The 23114-nt window shown below is 54.4% G+C and carries 21 protein-coding genes and 5 tRNA genes; 2 read left to right on the top strand and 24 right to left on the bottom strand.

The features are described from left to right. Positions 1-134 precede the first annotated feature (134 nt). The 20 genes from G5B42_RS00665 to G5B42_RS00570 form a co-directional block, all read right to left on the bottom strand. A complete protein-coding gene (locus tag G5B42_RS00665) occupies positions 135-1265 on the bottom strand; it encodes an HD-GYP domain-containing protein (RefSeq protein ID WP_181338506.1) in 1131 nt (376 codons plus the stop codon). Positions 1266-1277: 12 nt separating this feature from the next. Next, positions 1278-1748: a chemotaxis protein CheX gene (locus G5B42_RS00660; RefSeq protein WP_181338505.1), complete on the bottom strand. Its 471-nt coding sequence runs from the start codon at positions 1746-1748 to the stop codon at positions 1278-1280. 174 nt (positions 1749-1922) lie between these two features. After that, positions 1923-2834, bottom strand: a complete 912-nt coding sequence (locus G5B42_RS00655; RefSeq protein ID WP_231133107.1) for a L,D-transpeptidase family protein — start codon at positions 2832-2834, stop codon at positions 1923-1925. 133 nt (positions 2835-2967) lie between these two features. After that, positions 2968-4104 (bottom strand): bactofilin family protein, encoded by a 1137-nt coding sequence (locus tag G5B42_RS00650; RefSeq protein ID WP_181338503.1) that lies wholly within the window; start codon positions 4102-4104, stop codon positions 2968-2970. A gap of 141 nt (positions 4105-4245) precedes the next feature. Next, the gene (locus G5B42_RS00645) at positions 4246-6537 is read right to left on the bottom strand and encodes a DEAD/DEAH box helicase (RefSeq protein ID WP_181338502.1); all 2292 of its coding nucleotides are present in this window, start codon (positions 6535-6537) and stop codon (positions 4246-4248) included. A 201-nt stretch (positions 6538-6738) separates the two neighbouring features. Then, a complete protein-coding gene (locus tag G5B42_RS00640) occupies positions 6739-8760 on the bottom strand; it encodes an NADH-dependent [FeFe] hydrogenase, group A6 (RefSeq protein WP_181338501.1) in 2022 nt (673 codons plus the stop codon). 2 nt (positions 8761-8762) lie between these two features. Beyond that, positions 8763-10646, bottom strand: coding sequence for an NADH-quinone oxidoreductase subunit NuoF (nuoF, locus tag G5B42_RS00635; protein ID WP_181338500.1), 1884 nt, complete (start codon positions 10644-10646; stop codon positions 8763-8765). Beyond that, the gene (gene nuoE, locus G5B42_RS00630; protein ID WP_181338499.1) at positions 10639-11172 is read right to left on the bottom strand and encodes an NADH-quinone oxidoreductase subunit NuoE; all 534 of its coding nucleotides are present in this window, start codon (positions 11170-11172) and stop codon (positions 10639-10641) included. The genes nuoF and nuoE overlap by 8 nt, the downstream gene beginning before the upstream one ends. 56 nt (positions 11173-11228) lie before the next feature. Then, a complete protein-coding gene (locus tag G5B42_RS00625) occupies positions 11229-12380 on the bottom strand; it encodes a SpoIIE family protein phosphatase (RefSeq protein ID WP_181338498.1) in 1152 nt (383 codons plus the stop codon). Beyond that, positions 12377-14089 (bottom strand): [Fe-Fe] hydrogenase large subunit C-terminal domain-containing protein, encoded by a 1713-nt coding sequence (locus G5B42_RS00620; RefSeq protein WP_181338497.1) that lies wholly within the window; start codon positions 14087-14089, stop codon positions 12377-12379. Before G5B42_RS00620 ends, G5B42_RS00625 begins: the two co-directional genes overlap by 4 nt. Before the next feature lie 54 nt (positions 14090-14143). After that, on the bottom strand, positions 14144-14401 hold the full coding sequence (locus G5B42_RS00615; protein ID WP_181338496.1) for a (2Fe-2S) ferredoxin domain-containing protein: 258 nt from the start codon (positions 14399-14401) through the stop codon (positions 14144-14146). 62 nt (positions 14402-14463) lie between these two features. Continuing rightward, the gene (locus tag G5B42_RS00610; RefSeq protein ID WP_181338495.1) at positions 14464-15105 is read right to left on the bottom strand and encodes a redox-sensing transcriptional repressor Rex; all 642 of its coding nucleotides are present in this window, start codon (positions 15103-15105) and stop codon (positions 14464-14466) included. A 158-nt stretch (positions 15106-15263) separates the two neighbouring features. Then, complete coding sequence (locus G5B42_RS00605) at positions 15264-15491, bottom strand: hypothetical protein (protein ID WP_181338494.1); 228 nt, start codon at positions 15489-15491, stop codon at positions 15264-15266. A 170-nt stretch (positions 15492-15661) separates the two neighbouring features. Then, positions 15662-15737: transfer RNA gene (locus G5B42_RS00600), tRNA-Phe, on the bottom strand. A gap of 9 nt (positions 15738-15746) precedes the next feature. After that, positions 15747-15823, bottom strand: a tRNA-Asp gene (locus G5B42_RS00595). Between the two features lie 17 nt (positions 15824-15840). Then, positions 15841-15917: transfer RNA gene (locus tag G5B42_RS00590), tRNA-Val, on the bottom strand. Positions 15918-16019: 102 nt separating this feature from the next. Further along, a tRNA-Glu gene (locus G5B42_RS00585) sits at positions 16020-16094 on the bottom strand. A 3-nt stretch (positions 16095-16097) separates the two neighbouring features. Then, positions 16098-16173: transfer RNA gene (locus G5B42_RS00580), tRNA-Lys, on the bottom strand. Positions 16174-16230: 57 nt separating this feature from the next. Continuing rightward, positions 16231-16383 carry a hypothetical protein gene (locus G5B42_RS00575; protein ID WP_331273997.1) on the bottom strand — a complete coding sequence of 51 codons (153 nt, stop codon included), beginning with the start codon at positions 16381-16383 and terminating at the stop codon, positions 16231-16233. A gap of 166 nt (positions 16384-16549) precedes the next feature. Then, a complete protein-coding gene (locus tag G5B42_RS00570) occupies positions 16550-17119 on the bottom strand; it encodes a DUF3794 domain-containing protein (protein WP_181338492.1) in 570 nt (189 codons plus the stop codon). A 196-nt stretch (positions 17120-17315) separates the two neighbouring features. Between G5B42_RS00570 and G5B42_RS00565 the strand changes: the two genes are divergently transcribed. Further along, a complete protein-coding gene (locus G5B42_RS00565; RefSeq protein WP_181338491.1) occupies positions 17316-18200 on the top strand; it encodes a DMT family transporter in 885 nt (294 codons plus the stop codon). Positions 18201-18227: 27 nt separating this feature from the next. Further along, positions 18228-20468: a hypothetical protein gene (locus G5B42_RS00560; RefSeq protein WP_181338490.1), complete on the top strand. Its 2241-nt coding sequence runs from the start codon at positions 18228-18230 to the stop codon at positions 20466-20468. Between the two features lie 26 nt (positions 20469-20494). Here G5B42_RS00560 and G5B42_RS12320 read toward each other — a convergent pair whose 3' ends face one another. The 4 genes from G5B42_RS12320 to G5B42_RS00540 form a co-directional block, all read right to left on the bottom strand. After that, on the bottom strand, positions 20495-20845 hold the full coding sequence (locus G5B42_RS12320) for a small, acid-soluble spore protein, alpha/beta type (protein WP_181338489.1): 351 nt from the start codon (positions 20843-20845) through the stop codon (positions 20495-20497). Between the two features lie 141 nt (positions 20846-20986). After that, positions 20987-22276, bottom strand: coding sequence for a sporulation integral membrane protein YlbJ (gene ylbJ, locus G5B42_RS00550; RefSeq protein WP_181338488.1), 1290 nt, complete (start codon positions 22274-22276; stop codon positions 20987-20989). 29 nt (positions 22277-22305) lie between these two features. Next, positions 22306-22584 (bottom strand): DUF2619 domain-containing protein, encoded by a 279-nt coding sequence (locus G5B42_RS00545; RefSeq protein ID WP_181338487.1) that lies wholly within the window; start codon positions 22582-22584, stop codon positions 22306-22308. Continuing rightward, the gene (locus G5B42_RS00540) at positions 22581-23039 is read right to left on the bottom strand and encodes a DUF441 domain-containing protein (RefSeq protein ID WP_181338486.1); all 459 of its coding nucleotides are present in this window, start codon (positions 23037-23039) and stop codon (positions 22581-22583) included. The genes G5B42_RS00545 and G5B42_RS00540 overlap by 4 nt, the downstream gene beginning before the upstream one ends. Between the last annotated feature and the right edge of the window lie 75 nt (positions 23040-23114).

The raw sequence follows: 23114 nt of genomic DNA, 5'->3' as shown, positions 1-23114 counted from the left end.
TATAACACAGAAACGGTTTGCTTTCGAGCCGCAGAGCCCCGGTAAGTCTTGGATCGTGACCAACAATATCACTGTAAATTTTGGAATAAAAAAAACCGCCTGCCTTCGTGTTGGCAGACGGTGTTTTTCCCGTCTTATCCCCAGGGACGGTTGGGAAAAGCCTTGACCACAATTTCGGAGAGGCGTTTATGCTCGGAAGCCGATAAGGTATCCTCGACGTATAACAAATGATTCACATCTTGGCTCAGATCCAAACGGATCGGTTGGCCGAGGAGTTCACCCTGCCGGTCAAAATAAAGCGAAAGTACCGGCCGGAAAGGTTGGTTTTTGGAAACACGGATCACTTTGCCGATTTCCCCCGTGTTCAAGCGCACAAAGGTCCCGATGGGATAGATGGCCATTGTTAACAGGAAGACTTTTAAGATTTGCGGGTCAAAACCCTCCTGGTTGGCCACGATTAACTTGATTGCTTCCTGGGGCGTAAGCCTTTCCCGGTAAGGACGATCCGAGATACAAGCCTCGTAAACATCGGCCAGCGCCACGATACGGGCTTTATAGTTGATCTGGCTTCCTTTTAATCCCCGTGGATAACCCGAACCATCAAACCGCTCATGATGCTGCGCGGCCACCGCTTGGATCTCGGGGGACATACCGGCCAAGAGCTCTGCACCGTACTCGGGGTGCTTCCTGACCTCCTGGTATTCGGTGGGGGTCAACGTCCCCGTCTTCCGCCAGGTCTCCACCGCGATCTTCAGCATCCCGATATCATGCAGGAGCGCCGCCACCCCCAGTTGGTTCAACTCCTCTTTTTCGTACCCCAACTGTTCGCCGATTAAAATACTGATGATGCTGACGTTCACCGAGTGAGAGAAAAGATAGTTATCGTAACTCTTCATATGTGTAAGGTTAAGAAGCAGGTCGGCATCCATCTCCACCTGTTCCAAAAGATCACCGACCAGCCCGTCGATGGCTTCCTGGGTAAAGCTGTCCTTGCGGAAGTTGGTAATGACTTTTTCGACCGCCGCCACCGATTTTTCATGGGTCTCCGCCATCACCGGTGCCAGGATCTCTTCATTCTTCTCCTTGTCGCTTCGCTCCGGCACCTTGATATAAACTTCCTCAATGTTAAAAGAAGCGATCCGGCGAATCATCTCCATTGTTAAGACTGTATTCATCGGCAGGAGCGTGACTCCCGTCCGGGGAATTAACACATCTTGGGCCAGGATCATGCCGGGAACCAACTGCCCAACCCGAATCGTCTGCACCAATATCACTCCTTATGCCTGTTTTTCTTGTAATGCCGCATTAATGGTAATTGGGCCGTACTTCGTTTCGAGGGGGATCACTAAGAACTTCAAGGCTTGAGTGGAAACGACCACGTTCTTCCCGATAAAGAGCGCCGGGGGAGTTAAGTTGCAAAAATAACCACGTTCGCCAAGGGAAGTCACCGCACGACCAAGGATCATATTACCCATCTCACAGATGGCGCTTTTGGCCAATTCGTTAAAGGAGTCGGTCACTAAATTCATTAACATCTTTGAAGCAAACACCAAAGCCGTCGCTTCCGAAAGACAAAAAATAATCTGTCCGGTCAGGTCCCCGGTAACGCCGATCACCACGTTCACTTCGTCACCACGGATCGGCGAATTGGCGAGCGCCAGTTCACCCTTGGTTGCTTCAATTGCGGCGACCCGTTTAATAATGTCGTAGGCAGCACCAACAAAAGGATTGATAAATTCTGCTTTCAACAATAGACCCCCTTTATACAGCTAGAGAAATTGCCTAATTCACAATAAATTAGGCAATTAAATCCGCTCCGTACCTAAGTCCGATTGCTAAAAAGTACTAAATTTTATATTCGGTCAAATTCGTGAGAACCCTTTTTTTTCAATGAAAAAACCTCCCGTTATGGGAGGTTTTACCTATTCTTCACTGATTAGCCCCATGGCGATATATTCCCGCCAACCAACCTGTCCGGTAACCGGGAGCCGGTTTTCCTTCTGAAACGCTTTGACCGCCTGTTCCGTACCAGGGCCGAAAATGCCGTCAATCCCCTGGTCGTAAATACCCAACTGCCGCAGGCGTTTTTGCAAATACATGACATCGGCGCCCTTTTCGCCTTTGACCAACCGGCGACGGCCCATAAAGGGATCGCCAATAATATGAACGGGTGTTCCCACCTTTACCCAGCGGTACAGCTGTTCCACATCACGGTTGTACATCCGGACACAACCTTTACTTTCCATGCGCCCGATTGACCACGGTTTATTGGTGCCATGAATCCCGTAAGTCCCAAAAGGAATGTTTAGCCCGATCCACCGGGTGCCGAATCCCCCACTCCAGTGCCCCTTGTTGACCACCTTCCAGTTGCCGACCGGAGTAGGCGTCTCCCGTTTCCCAATGGCCACCGGAAATTTGGCAAAGATCTCGTGGTCGACCAGGACGTAAAGGGTGAAATAACTGGTATCCACAATAATGCGCAAATCACCCGGCGGCGGGTTGGCCATCACCGTGGTGGCGGCAGTTTGCCCCAGGGCTTGCCACGTCGGTAAATCAAGGATCCCGGTGATCGCCAGCCCGTTTCGGCGCTGGAAAGCCTTGACCGCCTCGGTTGTGTGCTCGTCAAAGACGCCCGAAATTTCTTGGTGGTAAAGCTTTTCCGCTTGTAAAAAACGTTGCAGTTCCGCAATATCCTCCCCGACCGCACCGAAGCTGATGACGGTTTCCGGGGCACAACCGCAACTCTCCGGGGCCTCCCCGTAAAGAACTGTTGTTTGCCCCAGTATAATCAAGACCAGCAGCCAACACCAGGTCTTTCCGGCCAACAGTTTCATGCCCAACTTTTGCCTCCTTCTTCGATCCGGAAATAACACAATCACACATATCCATAGTATTAACGGACGGAAGGAAGCTTATGAAATGCGCAGCCGGCCTAAATCGCGAATCCACTGGCGCGGAAACTCCCGTTTACACCTGGAGCGGTAGCACTTTTCCCGGCTTTTCCCGCCAAAAGAGATACGTCAAGAGGAGACCGTTGCCCAGGATCCGCCCACCAAGGGCAAGGTAGAAGCCGAGCACTGGAATCAGCTTGAGAAAAGTAAAAACAAACCCGCCCACCAGGAAAAGAAAGGCCGGATGGAGGCGGCTCGTTTTGCGGAAAAGCCGGCAAAACCAACGTCCCGCCAGGAGATAGACCGGAAGTTCCCCAAAGAACATCAGGATCAAAAAGAGAAGAAAGAGGCCAATCCCGAGCGGCAAGCCAACCAGCGTCAACATGGCCAAGACGGCCATGACCGGCAGGAAAAAGAAGCCCACAAAGCCAAAACCAATCACCCGGGACCAGACAAACCCCGTGCTAAGTATCTCTTTCCAGCGGCGCGGGAAAAAGAGCAGCCAAAGCAGTCCCATCAGCAAGCTGCCCAAAAACCAGATTCCCTTCACCCCGGTCATGGCGGAACCCGCCATTTGGGCGGCCGTCCGGCGCTGGCCACCGACGTGCGCGCCGGGCATCAAGACCGGTTCCGCTCCGGCCGGGTAGATAAAATCACCGTTGACCACCGCATTCTTCCCGGCCACGATCTGCTTGGCCCCGACCTCCAGGTCCCCGCCGACTTTCCCGTCGAGGCTGAAGATATTCCCTTTGGCCAAAGCCGACCCGGCAATCTCCCCGGACAGGCGCGTCGCCGTATACCAGCTTAACAGCGAGCCGACTTTACTTTGGGGGCCAACGACCAACTGCGTACCGGCGGCGGAGAGATTACCTCCCACCACTCCGTCTATCTGCATGAACGCCGATAAACCCCGCACATCCCCGGTCACCACCCCGGAGATCACCGTCCGTCCGGTCACCCCCAGCAGATCACCGTCCACCTTTCCGCTCACTTCCAGGTCATCGGCAAAGATGAGGAGGTCGCCCTTGACCTGTCCGGCAATCTTGACCCCATTGCCCATTACCCATAAGTCGCCGGTAATCACTTCCCCTTCCCGGATCAAGATCTCGCTCCCCGTTAGCGTCTGCCACGCCGCGGCGACCGGTTCTCCTCCGCAAAAGAAGACGAAAATGAGACCAACAAAAACAAACAGAAATAGTTTTTTCTTCTTCATCATGCCTTCCCGCCTATCAAATACTTCTCGTCACGCATTGCCCGTCGTCATGTGGTCCTGTGTGGTGTGATCGTTTTTCCCCGCCTTACCACAGCCGGGCCGAATGTATCTCTGCCGACATGAATTTCTTGGCCCTTCAAATCACAGATTAATCTCCACCAGATCCCGGTCCATCTTATTCATACAGTTCTTCAATTTAGAAGCAAGCATCGGATCTTCCTCCAGACAGGCCGTGCGGATCTGGCGGGTCAGGTCAATCGCCCGCCGGAAAGCGGTGACAATGTCCCCTTCTTGTAATTCCGTATAATTGAGGAGTTCAAAAAAGTCACAACCCTGACTCCAACGGTAAGCCAGTGGCGACAAGCTGGGGAAAAACCTAATCTCCCGTTCATCAACGCCATAACGGTAAACCAACTCACGGATAATTTTCTTAATGGGCTTCTGGTCAAACGGTAAGGAGCTGGACCGGGGCAACCGCTCCAGTTTCCGCGGCTCATAGTCAACGGCCACCATGACGGCATTGATCTGGTCCTCATCCCACTCGTGAAAATACCCGGCAAAATACATCTCCGTCAAAAGCAGTTCCTGAGCGTAGATCCGGGCGGCAAACTCGCCGCGGGGCAAGAGAGTCCCATCTTCCGTCAGATAATTCAGCTCCGCTAAAATTCCGGCTTTGGCCACCAGATCCTCCTCAAACCGGTCGGCCACCCTTAAAGAAGAAGCCCGTTCCTCAAGGCCCAGTTGTTCATGGTAAAGGTTTTCGTAAAACTCCACCCTTTGTACGCAATGCTTTTGTTGTTCCAACGAGCAGTTCCGCGCCGCCACGCTGGATAAAGCCGCCTTTAGATCGGCAATTTCCCGGGCAACTGCAGCCCGTCCGGCCCGGCCCTTGATGTATTTAATCTTCCGCTCCTGCTTCCGGAGGCGTTTCTTCGCCAAAGCCCGGGCCTGCGGACAAACGAGGGAACCCCAATCGGCACAGAGCTCTTCCCGGAGCTTACCCGACTCCAGACGCACCTGCAAAAGTCGCTCTTCCAACTGGATCTTGGCGTTACGGGCCTGGAAAGTGGCGAAGTTCTGGTTTAAAATTACGGAAATTTCCGACCGTTCGTGGTTCTTGAATAAATTCAGCACCGAGTTGTAACTGAGATTGAACCGGCTGGTTAACTTCTCGATCTGCCGCGGATCGGTACTGGGGAACTCTTCCCTCCGGTAACGGTCCAGATCGGCCAGGATATAAACATAACCCCGCTCGTCAATTCCCCGGCGGCCGGCCCGCCCGGCCATCTGGAAATACTCCAGGGTCGTCAAGGGCCGGAAGGAGACCCCGTCCCATTTGGTGGGCGCGTCAAAGCAAACACTCCGCACCGGGTAGTTGATCCCGACGGCAAAAGTTTCCGTGGCGTACATCACCTTCACCAGGTTCATGCCAAACAGGATCTCCACCAGCTCTTTGAGGGCGGGCAAGAGACCGGCGTGGTGAAAGGCAATCCCCCGCCGGAATATGTATTTCAGCCGGTGGATTGTCGGCCAGTTTTCCAGGGCATATTTTTCGATGATCTGGGCCACCACCGCATCGACCTGCTCTTGCTCGCTTACACTGAGAAAGTTGGCCTTTTCGCTTAATTCCATTGCTTTCAATTCACACTGCATCCGGCTGAAGACAAAATAGAGACAAGGCAGCCCATCCCGCTCCTGGACAGCCCGGACCAAATCCAGATGGGAGAGGGCTTGTTGCCGCCGCGCCGCCGGGGACCGGGTTTCGGTTTCATTATTCTGTTTTTGCTGGCGGGACCAAACCTTGTACAGCTTGTTCAGGGTCGTAATGCCGGTCAGCGGGTGGAAAACCCGGTGTTCCAGCGGAACAATACGGTCGGTTTTCTGCACAACTTTCACTTCATGCCCTTTAATCTCACTGATCCAGGCCGCCAACTCGTGGGCATTGGGGATCGTGGCCGAAAGGCCCAAAAGCCGGATCTCCGGCGGCATGAAAATAATCGATTCTTCCCAAACTGTCCCCCGGCTTTCGTCGGAGAGATAGTGGATCTCATCAAAGACAACGTGGGAAAGGCCAAAAAGTTCCTCTTTCTCCTGTTGTAACATGTTCCGGAAGATTTCCGTCGTCATGATCGTCACATCGGCTTCGGAGTTGATCACAACATCCCCGGTGATAATCCCGACTTTTTCCGCGCCGTACCATTCTTTAAACTCTTTATATTTCTGGTTGGAAAGGGCTTTGATCGGTGCGGTATAAATTACCCGTTTTCCTTCGGCGATCGCCCGGGCAATCAGGTAATCGGCGATCAGTGTTTTCCCGACCCCGGTTGGAGCCGAGACCAGTACGGAATGGCCGTCCATTAAATAATCGATCGCCTCTTTTTGGAAATCATCCAGCACATAATTACGGAAGATCGTTTCGGTCCTTGTCTGCATCCCTTCGTACTCCTCGTCGCTATTTGCTCGTCTTGCCCGTCCGTTCTTTAAGTTTTCCCACGATGAGACGGCGGATTCCTCGCAGTTTCTCATAAACGAATAACCCTGTTAATATTCGCCGTCCACGGTTTAATCCCTTTCCCGGTTCGCCCTTCCCCAAAAGGAAAAGCCCCTTTCGTCGCAACGAAAGAGGCTTTTTCACTATTCCCCGGCCGCGGCCAGTTTCTTCAGGATCTTTTCCTTGAAGAGCGTCTCCACCTTCTCCGGGGTGACCGCGTTGATGATCTCGTCGTCGATCTTTACCACCGGCCCTTTTTCGCATTGTTCCAGACAGAAAGTGGCATGGAGGTTAATCCGGTCTTGTACTTGTTCGCTGGCGGCCAGCTTCATCATTTTCTGTAAAGTATCATAGGCCCCGTCCAGGTAACAACAAGTCCCAACACAGACGGCGATCTCCACTTTGGGCTGTTCACCGTTGATCAACTGGATCTCTTCCCCGGCAATCCGCCCCCGGTTGGTGTAGGTGGTATGCAACGCTTCATGGGCGGCCGAGCTGTTGGGCTCCTTCAGCCAGCGTTCATAGAACTTGGCGACCATCGGGTTGTCCTGGGCCTTCCGGATCTGGGAAAGTTTGTCGGCGTTATAGATCCCTTTGGCCCGCTGTCTTTTCGTCTCCCGGTCGCTCGCAATGGGTTGCCCTGCACCTCCGATACACCCGCCGGGACAAGCCATGACCTCAATCAGGTGGTAATCGGCTTTGCCTTCCCGGATCTCGGCCAGCAGTTTTTTGGCGTTCCCCAGCCCGTGGACCACCGCCACTTTGATCTCCTGTCCGTCAAGCTCAACCGTGGCTTCCTTCCGGTCGGCAAAACCACGGACCGCTTCAAAGTTAATTTGCTCGATGGGTTGGCCGGTCACAAACTCGTGGGCCGCCCGGAGCACCGCCTCCGCCACGCCGCCGGTCGCCCCGAAGATGACCCCGGCCCCCGTCGTGAAACCAAAGGGGGTATCAAAGGACTCGACGTCCAGGCGGTCAAAGACCAGGCCCGCCTCGCGGATCATCCGGGCCAGTTCCTGGGTGGTCAACACCAGATCCACATCGGCGACCCCCTCGGTCGTAAAGTGGGGTAAGGCCGCCTCGTACTTCTTCGCCGTACAGGGCATGATCGAAACCACAAAGATCTCCTCGGGTTTTTTCCCCAAGTCTTTTGCCCAGTACTTCTTCACCAGTGAACCGAACATTTGCTGGGGCGAACGGCAGGAAGAAAGGTTCTTCAAGAAGTCGGCCCCGTTGTGCTCGGCAAATTTAACCCAGCCCGGGCAACAGGAAGTAAACTGGGGCAGTCTTTCCCCGCTTCCCAGCCGCTTGATGAACTCGTTGGTCTCCTCAATAACCGTTAAATCGGCCGCAATTGACGTATCAAAGACCTTGTCAAAGCCCAGCCGTTTAAGCGCGGCAACGATCTTGCCGGTGACAATCTCTCCGGGCGGCAAACCAAACTCTTCGCCCAAAGCAACCCGGACGGCCGGCGCCACCTGCACGACCACTGTTTTCGTGGGATCGTTGATCGCCGCCCAGGCCCGGTCGGTCTCGTCCTTGACCACAATCGCACCGGTCGGACAGACCGCACCGCACTGTCCGCAATTGACACATTCCACCTCGGCCAGGTTCTTTTTGAAGGCGGGGGCCACCACCGTTTTTGACCCACGGCCGACAAAATCCAGCACCCCAATCCCCTGCACTTCCGCGCACATCCGGACACAGTCACCGCAAAGGATGCATTTGTTCGGGTCGCGCACCAAAGAACGGCTGGACCGGTCGAGCGGCAGTTTTACATCCCGCTCTCCAAAGCGGATCTTTTTCACCCCGAACCGGTTGGCGAGATCCTGCAGTTTGCAACTGCCGTTCCGGTCGCAGGTGGTACACTCCCGGTCATGGTTGGCCAGTAACAGTTCGAGCACCGTCCGGCGGACCCGCTGCACCCGGGGGCTGTTGGTCAGGATCTTCATGCCCGGGGTGGGCGGGGTGGAACACGAAGCCATTATTCCCCGGCCTTCAACTTCTACCACGCACATCCGGCACGCCCCGTACAGGCTCAACTCGGAATGGTAGCAGAAGGTCGGAATTTCAATCCCAATCTTTCTGGTCAGTTCCAAAATATTTTTTTCGCCATTTATCTCCACGACTTGGCCGTCGATGAGCACCGTGTTTTTTTGTTCCATCTTTAACCCTCCTTTATCGCCTTAAACGGACAACTGCTGATACAGGCCCCACACCGGATACAGACTGTCTCGTCAATGGTGTACGGTTTTTTAATCTCGCCGCTGATTGCATTAACCGGGCACTGCCGTGCACATTTGCTGCAACCCTTGCATAACTCCGGATCGATCCAGTACCCTTTCAGAGCGGAACAGACCCCGGCGGGACACTTTTTATCCACCACGTGGGCGATGTATTCGTCCTTAAAGTATTTGAGCATGGTTAAAACCGGGTTCGGGGCCGTCTTTCCTAAACCGCAGAGCGAACCGTCGCGGACCGCTTCCGCCAGATCCTGGAGGAGATCCACATCTTCGGGCTGACCCTTGCCGTCCACCGCCCGCTGCAGGATCTCCAGCATCCGTTTGGTTCCTTCCCGGCACGGTACGCATTTCCCGCAAGATTCGTTCTGGGTAAAGTTCATAAAGAAGCGGGCCACCTCCACCAGGCAGGTGCTTTCATCCATTACCACCATGCCCCCGGAGCCGATCATCGCCCCCGCCGCTTGCAATGAGTCAAAATCCAACGGCAGGTCCAGATGTTCCTCGGTCAAACAACCGCCCGACGGCCCGCCGATCTGGACGGCTTTAAACTTTTTGCCGCCCCGGATCCCGCCGCCAATTGCGAATACCACCTGACGGAGGGTGGTACCCAACGGAACTTCGATCAAGCCGGTGTTGGCCACCTGGCCGGTAAGAGCAAAGGTTTTGGTGCCGGCGTTGTTCTTTGTCCCAATCTGACTGAACCAGGCCGCTCCATTCATGATGATCTGGGGGACATTGGCAAAAGTCTCCACGTTGTTAATTACGGTCGGTTTCCCCCACAGACCCGATTGGGCCGGGAACGGCGGTTTCGGCGAAGGCATGCCCCGTTTTCCCTCGATCGAAGCCAGGAGGGCCGTTTCTTCACCGCAAACAAAGGCCCCCGCGCCCTCTTTAATTTTAATGGTAAAGTTAAAGTCCGTCCCCAGGATTTTCCGCCCGAGGAGACCATATTTTTCGGCGTCCGCCACCGCTTTCTTCAGCCGCCGCACCGCCAAGGGGTACTCGGCGCGCACATAGATATAGCCTTCATCGGCACCGACGGCGTAACCGGCAATGGCCATCCCTTCCAGGATCCGGTGGGGATCCCCCTCCAGCAAACTCCGGTCCATAAAGGCACCCGGATCCCCTTCATCACCGTTGCAAACCACATACTTCTGGTCGCCCTTGGCGATCCGAGTCAGCTCCCACTTCCGGCCGGTCGGAAAACCGCCGCCGCCGCGCCCCCGCAGTCCCGACGCGATAATCTCCTGGCAAACCTGCTCCGGCGTCATCGTGGTGATCACCTTGAGTAAGCCCTCATAACCACCGTCGGCAATGTATTCACGGATGTCTTCCGGATCAATCTGCCCGCAATGGGCCAACGTGGTTCGCTGCTGATGACGGTAAAAGGGGATCTCGTGTTCGGCCGCATAAACCTCGCCCGTCACCGGATGACGGTACAAAAGGCGTTCCACCGGTTTCTCATCACGTAACAAAGCATCGACAATCTCGGCCGCATCCTCCGCCTTGACCTTGGTATAAAGGATCCCCGAAGGTTCCAGGCGGACCAATGGCCCCATCTCACAAAAACCATGGCAACCGCTTTTCACGACGGCCACCCCGGTCTCCTCTTTCTCCAGTAATACATCAATGGTAACAAACGCCCCCCGCGCTTCCACTTCCCGCTTGATCGCTTCGTATACTTCCAAAGAGCCGTTGGCCACACACCCGGTCCCTGCACAGACTAAAATCCGGGCCTTCTCCCGCTGAAATCCCCGGCGCCACTCTTCTTTCCACTGTGCCAACTGGTTTGGGCTTTGCTTATTCATCTGTTGCATCCTCCTTTTCCAACTGGTCAATGATGATATTGATCGCCTCCGGCGTCATCTGCCCGTAAATTTTGTCATTGATCATTATCACCGGGGCTAAACCACAGGCACCAAGGCAAGAAACGGTCTCCACCGTGTAACGGAGATCGCCGGTGGTCGCCTTATCCCCTTGCAGATTAACCCGTTTCTTAATCGCTTCCAGCACCGGGTTGGACCCCCGTACATGGCAGGCCGTCCCGTCGCAGACCTTGATCACATATTTCCCCTTGGCCTCCAACGAAAACTGGGCGTAAAAGGTGGCCACCCCATAGACACTGGCCGGCGAAAGACCAAGCGCCGTCGCGATATAGGTCAGGATCTCCTCCGGCAAATAACGGTACTCTTCCTGTACCTCCTGGAGGATGGGGATTAAAGCCGAACGCGACCGTCCCAACCGCGCAATAATCTCATTGACCTTTTCGAACTTCCGTTGGTAGGTTGTGCCGCCGTCTCCCTGCCGGGTCCCGATGATCTCTTCCTGTTTCATTGCTTTCCGTCTCCTTTCCCAAATTAAATGACTAACAACCAAAAGTTACGTTGCGTTTAGAAATAAAGCAGTTCAACCTTTTTCCCTTTTTCCTTCAGCGTTTCCGCGATCTCCTTGACCACCTGCATCTTCAGGGCTAAATTTAAGGGCAAATCCGGGTTCTGGTGCGCCGGATTGATTGCTTTCCCGACCAGAAACTTGATGCTGTCACTCTCCAAAAACAACTTGGACAGTAATGTAACGGCATTTTTCCGCTCCGGACTCTTGGTCTTCCCTTCTTCCTTCTTCAACGCTTCCAACGTTTTACTCAGCGTGATGATTCCTTCGGTCACCAGATCCACCCCCCGTAACCGGCCATAAGGAGGGACTTCCGGATCAAGGTTTTTTAGATCCACTTCGATGTCGCGCCCCCACTCCCGGGCAATAATCGAACTGGTCGTGCCGCCGCAAATTACTTTGCTGCCCAGCTCATCCCGGATCATTTGGGCGATCTTCGCATCATCCTCTTTATTCTGGGGCGGTCCAACCGCCACGGTCAGAGTACGGGGCGTTCTAACCTTGAGTACCAGGGCGGTGGTATCATCCCCCGGTTGCGCCGTATAAAGCTGCGCACAGGCCGTAATCAACCATTTGCTCAGCGTCTCCGCATCGGGGTTTAAATTGACCAGTTTTTCAAGGTATTTGCCCACTTCATCCCATTGCCACCCCAGGTTTAAAACACCGCCGATCCCGGCGTGGATTACCCCGTCTGAAACGGTGACCAGGATATCTCCCGGCTCGACTTGAAACCGGCTTTCCCGGATTTTCCGGCCTTCAATTGCCCGTTCTTCCCAGTCCAGAGCCAAGAGTTTGCCGCCCCGCACAAAAAAGAGGGTCGGATTGTCAAATTCGGCGACGTAACCCTGGCCTTCCCGGGTAATCTTGATGATGGTAAACGTGGAGTAGGCCAGGTTCCTTTTCTGACAGACCGGTAAGGTATGGGAGACGGTTTCGATCGTCTCCTCCAGGGTCGCCCCGTTTTTAATCATGGTCGCGATGATCTTGGCGGTTAAGGTGGCGAGGATATTGGCTTTCACGCCGCTGCCCAAGCCGTCGGCCAGGACCGCCACCACCGCATCGTCGGTCCGGACCACCTCCACGTGGTCCCCGCTGAGCTCTTCCTCGTGCTTGGCCAAACTTGACCATTGGGTATCAATGTAAATGCTCATTGGATGCTCCCGTCCCCGTTTTTAATCATCTTGATTAATTTGGTCAGGAGAACCTTGGTCTCCGCCGTTGTCTCCCCAAGCAAACCCGCGATCTCCTGCGCCACGCGCATCTGTTTGTCGATAACCTCCTGTGCTTTCGTCAAGGTTTCACCCTTCACCAAAGCCAGCCGTTCCCGCTGTTTATGCTCCTTGGTGATATCCACAAAGATCCCGATGAGCACTTCTTCCGTTTCCACATAGAAGATGGCTTGCCAGGTCACAATCCCATAAGCGGGGTAAGCTACCTCCCCGGTAACCAATTCTTTGGTGCGTAACGCCTCTTTAAAGTACACCGGGTCGATCAGGATCTCCAGCTCCTTGCCGACCACCTGTTCCTGCCGGCAGAGGAATTTTTTCTCCGCCGCCGGGTTTACTTCCAGGATCCGCAGGTTGCGGTCGACCACAAAAATGGCGTTCGGCGTCATCGTACAGATTAAACTGGCCCGTGATTCGGCTTTAGTCCGCATATAGGGTATACACATATCGATTTCTGCCAAACCTTCCAGCACGGCAACGGCTTTTTCGCGGCAGGAATTATAACCGCAGGCGCCGCAGTTAAGCTCATCGGCGGGTTTATGCTTCCCCGTCTTGCTGAGCACCGCCCGGATCGCCTCCTCGGTGGGGGTTATTCTGTTCAGCTTCCGTTTGGTATAGACCGTGGCGAGGCGCACTTTGGGATCGTCTTCCGTTGTTGTAGCCGGCTGGTCCGTACCGTTTTGGGCATAACGCAGCAACCGCTCCCGCCGGGCATAAAGACTCAAACTGCTCTCCAGCCCCGGCCCCATCAGACACCCACCGGCACAGGCCAAGAGCTCCACCAGGCGCAAGGAGTTTTTGACCTCTTCAAAACGGGTGAGAAAGTCAATCACCGCGTCCAAGCCATCGATCGCCACTATCTCCTGTGCCAGCAGATCCGTACTCAGCCGGACCGTCTTGGCCAGACCCGCCGGGTGGGGAAAAACCCGGGCGGCGCCGCCGCTACGGTCGAAAGCCCCGTCCGCCATCTCCTCCAAAGCGATCCCTTCCTCCGCCAACATCTCCCTTAATTCCTGGAAAGTCAGGACCGCATCGATACTGCCCTGGAGCTCGGTCCGGCGATATTCATCCTTTTTACTGATGCAGGGGCCGATAAAGACCACTTTCAGGTCCGGGCCGTATCTGGCCTTTAACAGACGGCCGTGGGCGATCATCGGCGAAACCACCGGCGCCAAGTATTTGATAAGCGCCGGATAGTAGCGTTCAATCAGGTTGACCACGACCGGACAACAACTGGTGAGGACCGGCCCGGTCTTCTCTTCGACCAGCCGGAGATGGTCCTGGGCAACCAGTTCCGCCGCTTCCGCCGTCTCGGCCACATACGTAAAGCCAAGCTTCCGGAGGGCGGTCACCAACTGCCCGGGGCGCGAAAACTCATCAAGGGCGACAAAAGAAGGGGCCAGGCTCGCCGCCAGTTTCTGTTTTGCCAGGAAAAAGCTGCGGACCAGTCCTTTTCCGTCGGCCACTTTCTTTGCCTGTTGCGGGCAGACCAAGACACAGCGGCCGTCGGCAATGCACCGGGCTTCCACCACTTCCGCATGGCCTCCGGTGATCTTGATCGCCTTCACCGGACAGGAGCGGACGCACTTGTAACAGTCGCGACAACTGGCTTCTATGGTCGAGATGATGCCCATCGCTCTTCCCCTTCCCTTTGTCTTTGCCCTGGTTACTACTGGCACTATTGCTCGTCACCGGTCATTCGCTTTATTTCCCAGAATGTACTCGTTAAAAAAAGCACCGATCTTTTCTTTCGTGAGGGCAGTATAAACCGTTCCGTCGTAACACACCGTAACCCCGTCTTGGCAATGGCCCAAACAAAAACTGGCTTTCAGTTCAATCTGATCGGCGAGGCCGTGCCGCTCGATCAGCTGTTTTAGTTCTTTGATCACTTCGTAAGATCCCAAGAGATGGCAAGAACTGCCTACACAGACCGAGAGTGTTTTCATCAAACCCCTCCTTGCTGGGCCTTCGCATGTGAACCATTTCACATGTTGGGACAAAAAAATCCCTACGAACCAAGCTTCCTTGCTAAATGGTGGGACAGGGTTAAAACCCCCACCACAATATCTTCGTATTGCACAAGAATCTCCGGGGGCACTTCAAGCCGCACCGGTGCAAAATTCCAAAGGGCCGGGAAACCGGCTTCGACCGCCAGTTCCGCCACCCTTTGTGCCTCCGCCTTCGGCACGGTGATCACCGCAATGTCCAGCCCTAACTTAGCCCGCTGGGCCGCTAACTCCGTAAGGGGAAAAACCTCAAGCTGTGCATTGACGGGCCCCCACTTTGTGGGATCTGTATCAAATAGCGCCGCCACTTCCAGACCATGCTGCTGAAAACCGGAATAACCAGCCAAGGCCATCCCCAGCTTTCCGGCGCCGATGATCCCCAGCCGCCGTTTGCGGTCCATCCCCAAGATTTCTTTGATCTTCATCAAGAGGTAAGACACGTCATAACCGGTCCCGCGGATGCCGAGACTCCCGAAATAAGAAAGATCTTTCCGCAGTTGACTGGGTGTCACGCCAACTTTCTGCGCCATCTCCTCCGAGGAAACCAACACAATATTCTGGTGGCTATATTCGGTTAAAGCCCGCAGATAAAGGGGAAACCGGGCGATGGTCGCTTTGGGAAAGGACACTAATCCTTCCGGCATTCGTTCCTCCCCTCCTCCTTGTGATAATTTTCACAAGCACACCTCAATTGTAACCCATTTTTACGGGTTTGCCAATAACCCCTATGTTAACTGTCCGTAAAGAAAAAACCGGCTGCTAAAGGCCGGTTTTTTTAATTCTTCCGGTCAAGGGTGGAAGTTCACCCTTGTTCTTTCTCTTTAATTAGCGTTTCGGCCCTTTCCCGCTGGTTGGGAAAGAGGTCGGCGGGCACGTGCTCCGGGCCCACCGTCTGCCGGACCATAAAACGTGCACATTTGGTATGTTCCCCGCGGCAGTAATTTCGTTTGTATATGTTGGAAGTAGCCGGCATATTCTTCATCTTATCGTTGAAAAAAGGACAACCCGTAAGCATAGGACAATCAGCCATCACACTACTCCTTTCCTGCTGTTGGTTTAACGGGGTGAAAATGACCATCGCACTTTATTGTAATGAATAAATATTTACTATAAGTTAATATTATGTGAAATCATCTTTAAAAGCGAGCTACCGGCATAAAAATAACCCCTCCGAAACAGGGGTTAAGTCTTTAAATAAAATGGTGCCAAGGGACGGAATCGAACCGCCGACACGGGGATTTTCAGTCCCCTGCTCTACCGACTGAGCTACCTTGGCAACTATTAATGGCGGAGCCGACGGGACTCGAACCCGCGATCTCCAGCGTGACAGGCTGGCATGTTAGCCGACTACACTACGGCTCCAATCTTTTATATTTAAGTGGTGGTCGCGACTGGACTCGAACCAGTGACCTCTGCGATGTGAGCGCAGCGCTCTAACCAACTGAGCCACGCGACCGGTTGTTTCCGGGTAGTAAAGATTATAACATGGTTCTCCAATCGCGTCAATATTTCCGGTAAAAACCTGCCGGTCTCCCGGCAGGTTTAATTGATATCATTTTGGTAGTCCCAAGGGGATTTGAACCCCTGCCGCCGCCGTGAAAGGGCGGTGTCCTAACCCCTAGACGATGGGACCACATGGTGGGTCATCGGCGACTCGAACGCCGGACACCCTGATTAAAAGTCAGGTGCTCTACCGCCTGAGCTAATGACCCGAAAAACAACGCTTTTTTATAATACAATATATTATTCCGGTTGTCAATGGCGTTTCCTTATTTTTTTTGGTTAATTACTTCCTCCCGTTTCTGTTTGAGCATGAAGGAGAGGAGCATTAGACTCTCCCTGAGATGAACATGTTCGACACAGACGGTCTCCGGCACCTTCAGGGCCACCGGGGCAAAATTCCAAATTCCCCACACACCCATTCCCTCAAGCAGAGCCTAAATTCCCGTTTTTTTAATATTTTTCAATATAGCATACTTTGTTATAGTATATAACAATCTTAATCGATTATTCCCTTTTTTGTCCAGGGGTAAAGTCAAAAAAACAAGGCAAAGATTTGAATCCTTGCCTTGTGTTGCACGACCGCCGTCAGAACCGGGTGTTTACCACGTTTTGGACACAGAAGGCGCGTTGCATTGAGTTCACTTTGGGAAAGACATCCACCCCGGTGACCACATCGACCTGGGCCCACTCCGAGACCTTCACCAGAATATGGGCGACCACTTTCTGGCGCAGAATCGCCCGGAACCCAGCATCGAGCTCTTTATCACCATCGTGGCCGTGCCGCCGCGGCCGGGCGGGAACCAGCTGGAAGTCGGTGTCAATATCGATCAAGTGGTTTTGTACCTCGACGAAATCGGAAGGCTTCACCCCCGGAATCTCCACCGTTAACATATAGGGGATGTCTTCGGCAATGTGGCGGACGAAGTTTTCCGGGTCGACATAAAAGACCTGTTTATGAATGACCCCTTGTTTAACCACTTTGTTATGGAAAACATGATCTTCGAAGGGCCCGAGGCGAGCTTCGATCTTATCGATTTTTATTGCGTTGATCGGCGTTTCGTTCTCCACCACAACCTGAGCGACTTTTTCCCCAATCACTTTTAAGACTTTTAGCCGTTCCGTGGTCAAAACCAAATCTTGTTTCCGTACGATCATTGATTCACCTCCCTGACGAAAGAGCACAAAGCTCTTCCTTCTAACGCCATCTTATGATCAAGCGTCCCCTGGTGAACTGTTAGGAAGGTATGATTTCCTGTTCTTATTACATCTGTGTAGTTTCTATGCTACAATAGATTTTATCTGGACTTTGAAACATCCGTTTGCCAAATTACCGTAAAAAAGAGGGATCCATATGTACAACAAACACCGCTCTGCTCTACTTTTATTTCTCACCGCCGCAATCTGGGGCGGAACTTTCATCATTGTCAAAGAGTCGCTCGCCGTTTTGCAGCCGATGGCGGTCATTGCCTACCGGTTTACCATCGCCTTTCTTTTTCTCGCCCTCCTTTACCGTCGCTTGATCAGCAAAAACTGGCGCCCGGCGCTCCGCCCCGGACTTGGCCTCGGTTTCATTCTCACGCTCGCCTTCGCCACCCAGACGATCGGGCTGAAATACACAACTCCTGCGGTCTCAGCTTTACTGACCGGGATGAACGGGGTCTTTGTCGCGCTGATTGAGACCGTTTTCTACCGGAAAAGACTTACCCGTCCGGCTTTCCTTGGTTTAATGGCCGCCACATTCGGCCTCCTCTTGATCACCTGGCCCACGGAGCAGTTCACCCTGGACTTGGGTATTCTGTTGACTTTGGCTTGTGCCCTCCTTTATGCCTGGCATATTGTCGCCCTCGGCCGCGCCGTCGCCGGTTCCGACCCGACAACCCTGACCATTATTCAGTTTGCGGTGGTGGCGACAATCGCCTGGTTCTTTACCCCCGGCGGGTTGTCTGCTCCGCTGCAGATGGGCGCCAAAATTTGGGGAGCCATCTTGTATTTGGCCATTCCGGCTACGGGAATTGCCTTTTTCTGTCAATCCCTGGCGCAACAACGGCTTTCCCCGGTCGCAACCGCGATCATCCTGGCCACCGAACCGGCCTTTGCCACCCTTTTCTCCCTTCTGCTCGGCTACGAACCTTGCACTTTAAAGTTGATCACCGGCGGCCTTCTTCTGATCGGGGGCGCCATTTTAAGTACGGTCGGAGAATCTTTCAAGCCGGAAGCGGGTAAGATGATCGCATGAGATTCACCGAGTGAGGAGCCAAGTTTTTTGCGTTGGATCACCGTCGTTCTTCTGTTGACCATCAGCCTTATATTTTTCCTTGCCCAACCCGGGTGGGGAGCTGCCCCCGCCAAAATAACCATCCTTCTGCTGGACCGGGTTTCCCTCCGGGAATTAACGACCGAAGCCGGTCCCTTTTTGCGGGCCAGGATCAACGAGAGCGCCTGTGCGCTGATCACGACCAATACCGCCGGGACCAGGAGCGCCGGCAACACCCATGCCACCTTGGGCGCCGGTGCCCCCGCCCTCAGTGACCTCGAGGGCGGACTGGCCCTTAATGCCGATGAAACTTGGATGGGCGTCACAGCCGGCCTTCTTTACCAACAGCTCACCGGCGGTCAAAACTTTCCGGCGGGCCAAGTGTTCCTACCGCGTCTACCGGAGGCCTTCCGTTTAAACTTCTCCCCCGTCCGGACGGCCGTCCCTTGTCTCTTGGGGCAGGTGCTCCACGAAAACCAACTCCGTACCGCCGTGATCGGGAACGCGGACCCGGCCCCGCCCGCGGAGGGAATTTCCGCATATACTCCGAACCGGTTTGCCCCGTGGTTGGCCGCCAACCACCGGGGACTGGTCGACTATGGTGACGTCGGTCACCGCACCTTGCAACCGGGGGCCGGTCCCTTACCCTGGGAAACCAATTACCAGTATCTGCTCGCCAAATACCAGGAGTTCAAGGAAAAAGCCGATCTCCTGGTCCTGGAGTTGGGTGATTTTGCCCGCCTTGAAACCATGGCGCCCTATCTGTTTGACCGCCAAATTACCGCTGAAAAGGAGCGATTATTCAGCCGCCTGGATCGATTTTTCCAAACCCTCTGGCCCCTTCTCGACCTGGAACAAGAGATTGTTATCTTGCTGACGCCCACCCCCTCCCTGGCCAACCTTAAACAAGGTTCCTACTTAACGCCCTGCTTCATCTGGGGGAAAGGTTACCCCGCCGGGTTCCTCAGCTCGCCAACGACCCGTCACCCCGGTCTGGTGGCCAATGTTGATTTCGCCCCGACCATTTTCCACCTTTTCAACCTGGAAACACCGGCGCACACCTGGGGCCGGGCGATGACGGCCGGCCATAAAGGGACACTCCCTGGTTTACTGCGGTTTGAAACAAAGCTCAACACCATCGGCCGTTTCCGCCGCCAGGTATTACCGGTCTTTCTGAACGCCGTTGCCTTTTGTTTGCCTTTAACGTTCCTGGCCGTTACTTTAATGAGATTACCGGCCATGCATCCAACCCGGCCGCTCCGTACATATCTGAGGCTTCTGGTCATCTTTTTATCCGCCCAACCCGCCGCCTTACACCTGGCCTCCCAACTACCCTGTTCGACCATTCCCGGTTTTGTGGGGGCAACGCTTGGCCTCGCCCTTGTCCTGACTATCCTCAGTGAACTGCTCAGCCGCTTGTCCCTGGGGCAAACCAAAACAGCCCGGCTTCCTTCGGTACCCACGACGACATCACTTTTCCCCTTGGTGTCCCTGGCCATCCTCACCCCCATCGGGGCCAGCGGGAAACCCGCCTTGCTTCCCGCTTCGGTTCTCGGGCATGATCCCATGCTCGGCGCCCGTTTCTACGGGATCGGCAACGAACTGTCCGGTCTGTTTTTAGGCAGCCTGCTGGGAGCGTTGCTTTGGTATTACAGCCAAAACCGAACACAGCCACGCCGCTGGGCGGCAGTGGTCTTTCTGGCCGCGGTGATCATGCTCTCTCCCCCGCAACTTGGCGCCAATTTTGGTGCCGGTCTTACCGCCATGACCATCACCATGGCCCTTTTCCTTGCTCACCGCCCAAGGAAGTCCTTTTCCGCCCGGCAACTCTTGGTCGGCCTCTTCATCCTTTTTCTCTTTGCCCTTCTCCTCCTGGCTTTTGACTATCTCTTTGCCCAACCGGAACAGCAATCCCATTTCGGCCTGTTACTTGCGGGTTTTAAACGCCGCGGCTTCGCCGCCCTCAGTGAAGTTGTCCGGCGCAAACTCCAAGTCAACCTGCGGCTCCTCGGCTCCCGCTGGACCTTCCTCTTCCTTTCCGCCGTCCTGACCTTTACCGGAAGTTTTTTGGCGGCCAACCGGCCCTTCCCCGCCGACCTCTTCGTTGTTGCTTTCCTGGGCGGCGGTGTGGGTTTGCTCGCCAACGATTCGGGCCTTGTCTTTGCCGCCCTGTTCTTTTACCCCTTGGCCACCACCGGTCTCCTCCTCATGCTGGCCAAAACCGGCGCGAACATAAAAAATAAAAAATAAACGGAGGCAAACGCCTCCGTTTTATGTTACTGTTGGGTTGGCTGAGTAAAGCCGGGGATCGAACTTAAAACCGACGGACCACCCGGTCCGGAGCTGAGATTTTGTCCCGCTTGCGGGGTATTGACCGTTTGCCGGAAAGCCGAAGAGGCCTGGTAAGCCGCTTGTTCCGCCAAAGACCGCTCGGCGGCTTCGATCATTCTCTTTACCATTTGGCCACCGACGGAACCGCAATCACGCGCGGTCATATACCCCCAGTAATCCCCCTGAATCGGCTGCATGTTGATGTTTAGTTCGTTGGCTACTTCGTACTTGAATTTCTCCATTGCCTGGGCAGCTTCTTTCACGACTAAGGTATTACTTCTTTGACCGGCACCCATATGTAGCACCTCCCTTCGCCCTTAGCTTTCCCAAGCTCAGAGCCGTAAAACTAGTTTTCCTCTGGAGGTTTTGGTGATTATAAACAGGAAACCGCCCGACACTGTAGAGACAAGACGTTGCTCTCCGGCCAGCGGCCGGGATTAAAGCCGATTTTTTTTACCAACAATTTTACCGGCCGCTTCTTCCGTTTGCCGTTCCGGCTGATCAGTCCGGCAGACCAAACGATACCCGGATAAAAAACGCATGAAGAGGCCGGCAACGATTAGAAGGCCGGTAATGATCAAAAGCTGCTTGCCCGAAAGCATCCAGCGGCTGATTACCCCGCCGGTAAACGTCCGGGCGGCCGGGAGTGCTTCGGGTACTTTCACCATTCCCAGCGCCAGATAGGTGTAGAAACCGGCGACCACGGCGTGGAGCACCCGGGCAATGATAAACGGTTTAACCCGCAAGTCCGTCCCATGAACGACACTCATCACCTGCCCCAAAACCGAAAGCCCGCTCCAGGCAATGATGGCCGAAGCGATAATCAGCCGGTCCGCCAGGGCCCCGGCCGTCTTGGCCGCCGCCATCGTCCCGATATCAATCTCAAAGAAGCCTTTGACGACCGCCGCCCCTAATTCCGGATTTAAACCAAAGATTTTCAGCCCGGCTTCCACTACCGGCAGGATATACCGGAGCACTCCCACTTCCGACATCACCTGGTACAAAACGGCAAAAAGAACGATAAATCCACCGATCATCAATAAGGTGGAGACGGAGTCTTTGACCGCATCGGCCAGGAGTTGGCCCAAGGGCCGCCCATCCTCCCGGTAGGCTTTGTGCATCTCCGCCAACGCCCGTTCCCACAGGTTAACAGGAGCCGTTTCTTCCTGCACCGCCGACCGTTCCTCTTTTCTCCCGTAAAAGCGGAAGACAATTCCGACCGTAAAGGCTGCCAGGTAATGGGTGACGGCAATGATTACCCCAAGCTCCGGGTAGCCAAACATGCCGACCGCAACCGCGCCAAACATGAAAAGCGGGTCCGCCGTGTTGGTAAAGGCCAATAACCGCTCGCCTTCAATCCGGGTACAGAGTTTTAACCGCCGGAATTTGGCGGTAATCACCGCATCCATTGGATAACCGGCCGCCAAACCCATGGACAGGGCAAAGGCCCCGACCCCGGGAACATTGAAGACCGGTCGCATCAGTGGTTCCAGGAAGACCCCGATAAAATGTACGACCCCCAAACCGAGCAGGATCTCGGAGAGAATAAAAAAGGGCAAAAGGGAAGGGAGAACTACCTCCGCGAAGATGGCCAGCCCGTCCCGGGCAGCGGCCAGCCCAGCTTTGGGGAAGATTGCCAATGATAAGGTAATCAGCGCGAAACAGAGCGCGGTGAAATAAAAAAGGCCTTTTCGTCCTGAAAATCCCATCCCGGTCACCACAGCCACTCCTCCTTTGCCTCCTCAATTCCAGACTGTTAATTTCTACTCCCCAGCACGATGAAGGCCACGCCCAAGGCCACCAACGCCACTTTATACGGGGAGACCTTCGTCGCCACCGTAATCAAACCCAGGCCGCTAACGAGTAAAAAGACGATCGGCCCCACTAAACCAAGGACCGCATTGAGCTGCAGGGCGATCTCGACTTTTTTTAAACGCAAGAAAAGCAAAGCAGTACCAATCTCCAAACAACCGGAGATAATCCTGAGGACAGCCATCCCCACCAGATTACGGCTTTCGATCCCCTGACACCTCACTTCTGGGCTAAACCCATCAACTTTAGAAGAACGGCCGCCAGTCCGGCCGCCGCCAGTGGACCGACCGGCATTCCTTTGAAAAAGAAGACCCCCAAGACCGTTCCGATCACCAGTCCAATCATGATCTCCGGCTTATAATAGAGTAAATCCAGTCCTTGTCCGGAAAGATAGGCGGCGGTAATTCCCCCGACCACCGCCACCAATCCGGCGGGAGTCAGGAGGACGGCCAGCAGCTCTTTCCCTCCGCACTGGTCTTTGGTCAACGGTACCATGACCGCAATCAAAAGAAAAAGCAACCCCCATTGGAGGGCGTGTCTCTCCAAAACCGCCAGCAATACCGGGCTGTTGAGTAGCTTCAAAACCAACAAGGTGCCGGCACCGGCGGCAACCAGGCTATTTCCAAAGAAAAGGCCGATGCATAAGAATAAAAAAAGGACCAGGTTCGCCTTGAGCATCTATTTCACCCCGCCCACCATTTTTATGTTCTTATTCGGCCAATTATGACTTTTCCCATCCCCATCACCAGGCCG

The sequence above is a fragment of the Capillibacterium thermochitinicola genome (genome assembly GCF_013664685.1).
In the GTDB taxonomy this organism is placed as follows: domain Bacteria; phylum Bacillota; class UBA4882; order UBA10575; family UBA10575; genus Capillibacterium; species Capillibacterium thermochitinicola.
Note: the sequence above shows the minus strand (reverse complement) of the source record. Positions and strands in the feature narration are given on the sequence as shown.

Excerpts from the sequence above, each read along its gene's own strand:
- G5B42_RS00575 (WP_331273997.1), bottom strand. The coding sequence starts at position 16,383 with ATGGGTGTGTGGGGAATTTGGAATTTTGCCCCGGTGGCCCTGAAGGTG.
- G5B42_RS00620 (WP_181338497.1), bottom strand. The coding sequence starts at position 14,089 with ATGGGCATCATCTCGACCATAGAAGCCAGTTGTCGCGACTGTTACAAG.
- G5B42_RS00650 (WP_181338503.1), bottom strand. The coding sequence starts at position 4,104 with ATGAAGAAGAAAAAACTATTTCTGTTTGTTTTTGTTGGTCTCATTTTC.
- G5B42_RS00605 (WP_181338494.1), bottom strand. The coding sequence starts at position 15,491 with ATGGCTGATTGTCCTATGCTTACGGGTTGTCCTTTTTTCAACGATAAG.
- G5B42_RS12320 (WP_181338489.1), bottom strand. The coding sequence starts at position 20,845 with ATGGGTGCCGGTCAAAGAAGTAATACCTTAGTCGTGAAAGAAGCTGCC.
- nuoF (WP_181338500.1), bottom strand. The coding sequence starts at position 10,646 with ATGAATAAGCAAAGCCCAAACCAGTTGGCACAGTGGAAAGAAGAGTGG.
- G5B42_RS00540 (WP_181338486.1), bottom strand. The coding sequence starts at position 23,039 with ATGCTCAAGGCGAACCTGGTCCTTTTTTTATTCTTATGCATCGGCCTT.
- G5B42_RS00610 (WP_181338495.1), bottom strand. The coding sequence starts at position 15,105 with ATGCCGGAAGGATTAGTGTCCTTTCCCAAAGCGACCATCGCCCGGTTT.
- nuoE (WP_181338499.1), bottom strand. The coding sequence starts at position 11,172 with ATGAAACAGGAAGAGATCATCGGGACCCGGCAGGGAGACGGCGGCACA.
- G5B42_RS00640 (WP_181338501.1), bottom strand. The coding sequence starts at position 8,760 with ATGGAACAAAAAAACACGGTGCTCATCGACGGCCAAGTCGTGGAGATA.
- G5B42_RS00655 (WP_231133107.1), bottom strand. The coding sequence starts at position 2,834 with ATGAAACTGTTGGCCGGAAAGACCTGGTGTTGGCTGCTGGTCTTGATT.
- G5B42_RS00615 (WP_181338496.1), bottom strand. The coding sequence starts at position 14,401 with ATGAAAACACTCTCGGTCTGTGTAGGCAGTTCTTGCCATCTCTTGGGA.
- G5B42_RS00645 (WP_181338502.1), bottom strand. The coding sequence starts at position 6,537 with ATGCAGACAAGGACCGAAACGATCTTCCGTAATTATGTGCTGGATGAT.
- G5B42_RS00625 (WP_181338498.1), bottom strand. The coding sequence starts at position 12,380 with ATGAGCATTTACATTGATACCCAATGGTCAAGTTTGGCCAAGCACGAG.
- G5B42_RS00570 (WP_181338492.1), bottom strand. The coding sequence starts at position 17,119 with ATGATCGTACGGAAACAAGATTTGGTTTTGACCACGGAACGGCTAAAA.
- G5B42_RS00565 (WP_181338491.1), top strand. The coding sequence starts at position 17,316 with ATGTACAACAAACACCGCTCTGCTCTACTTTTATTTCTCACCGCCGCA.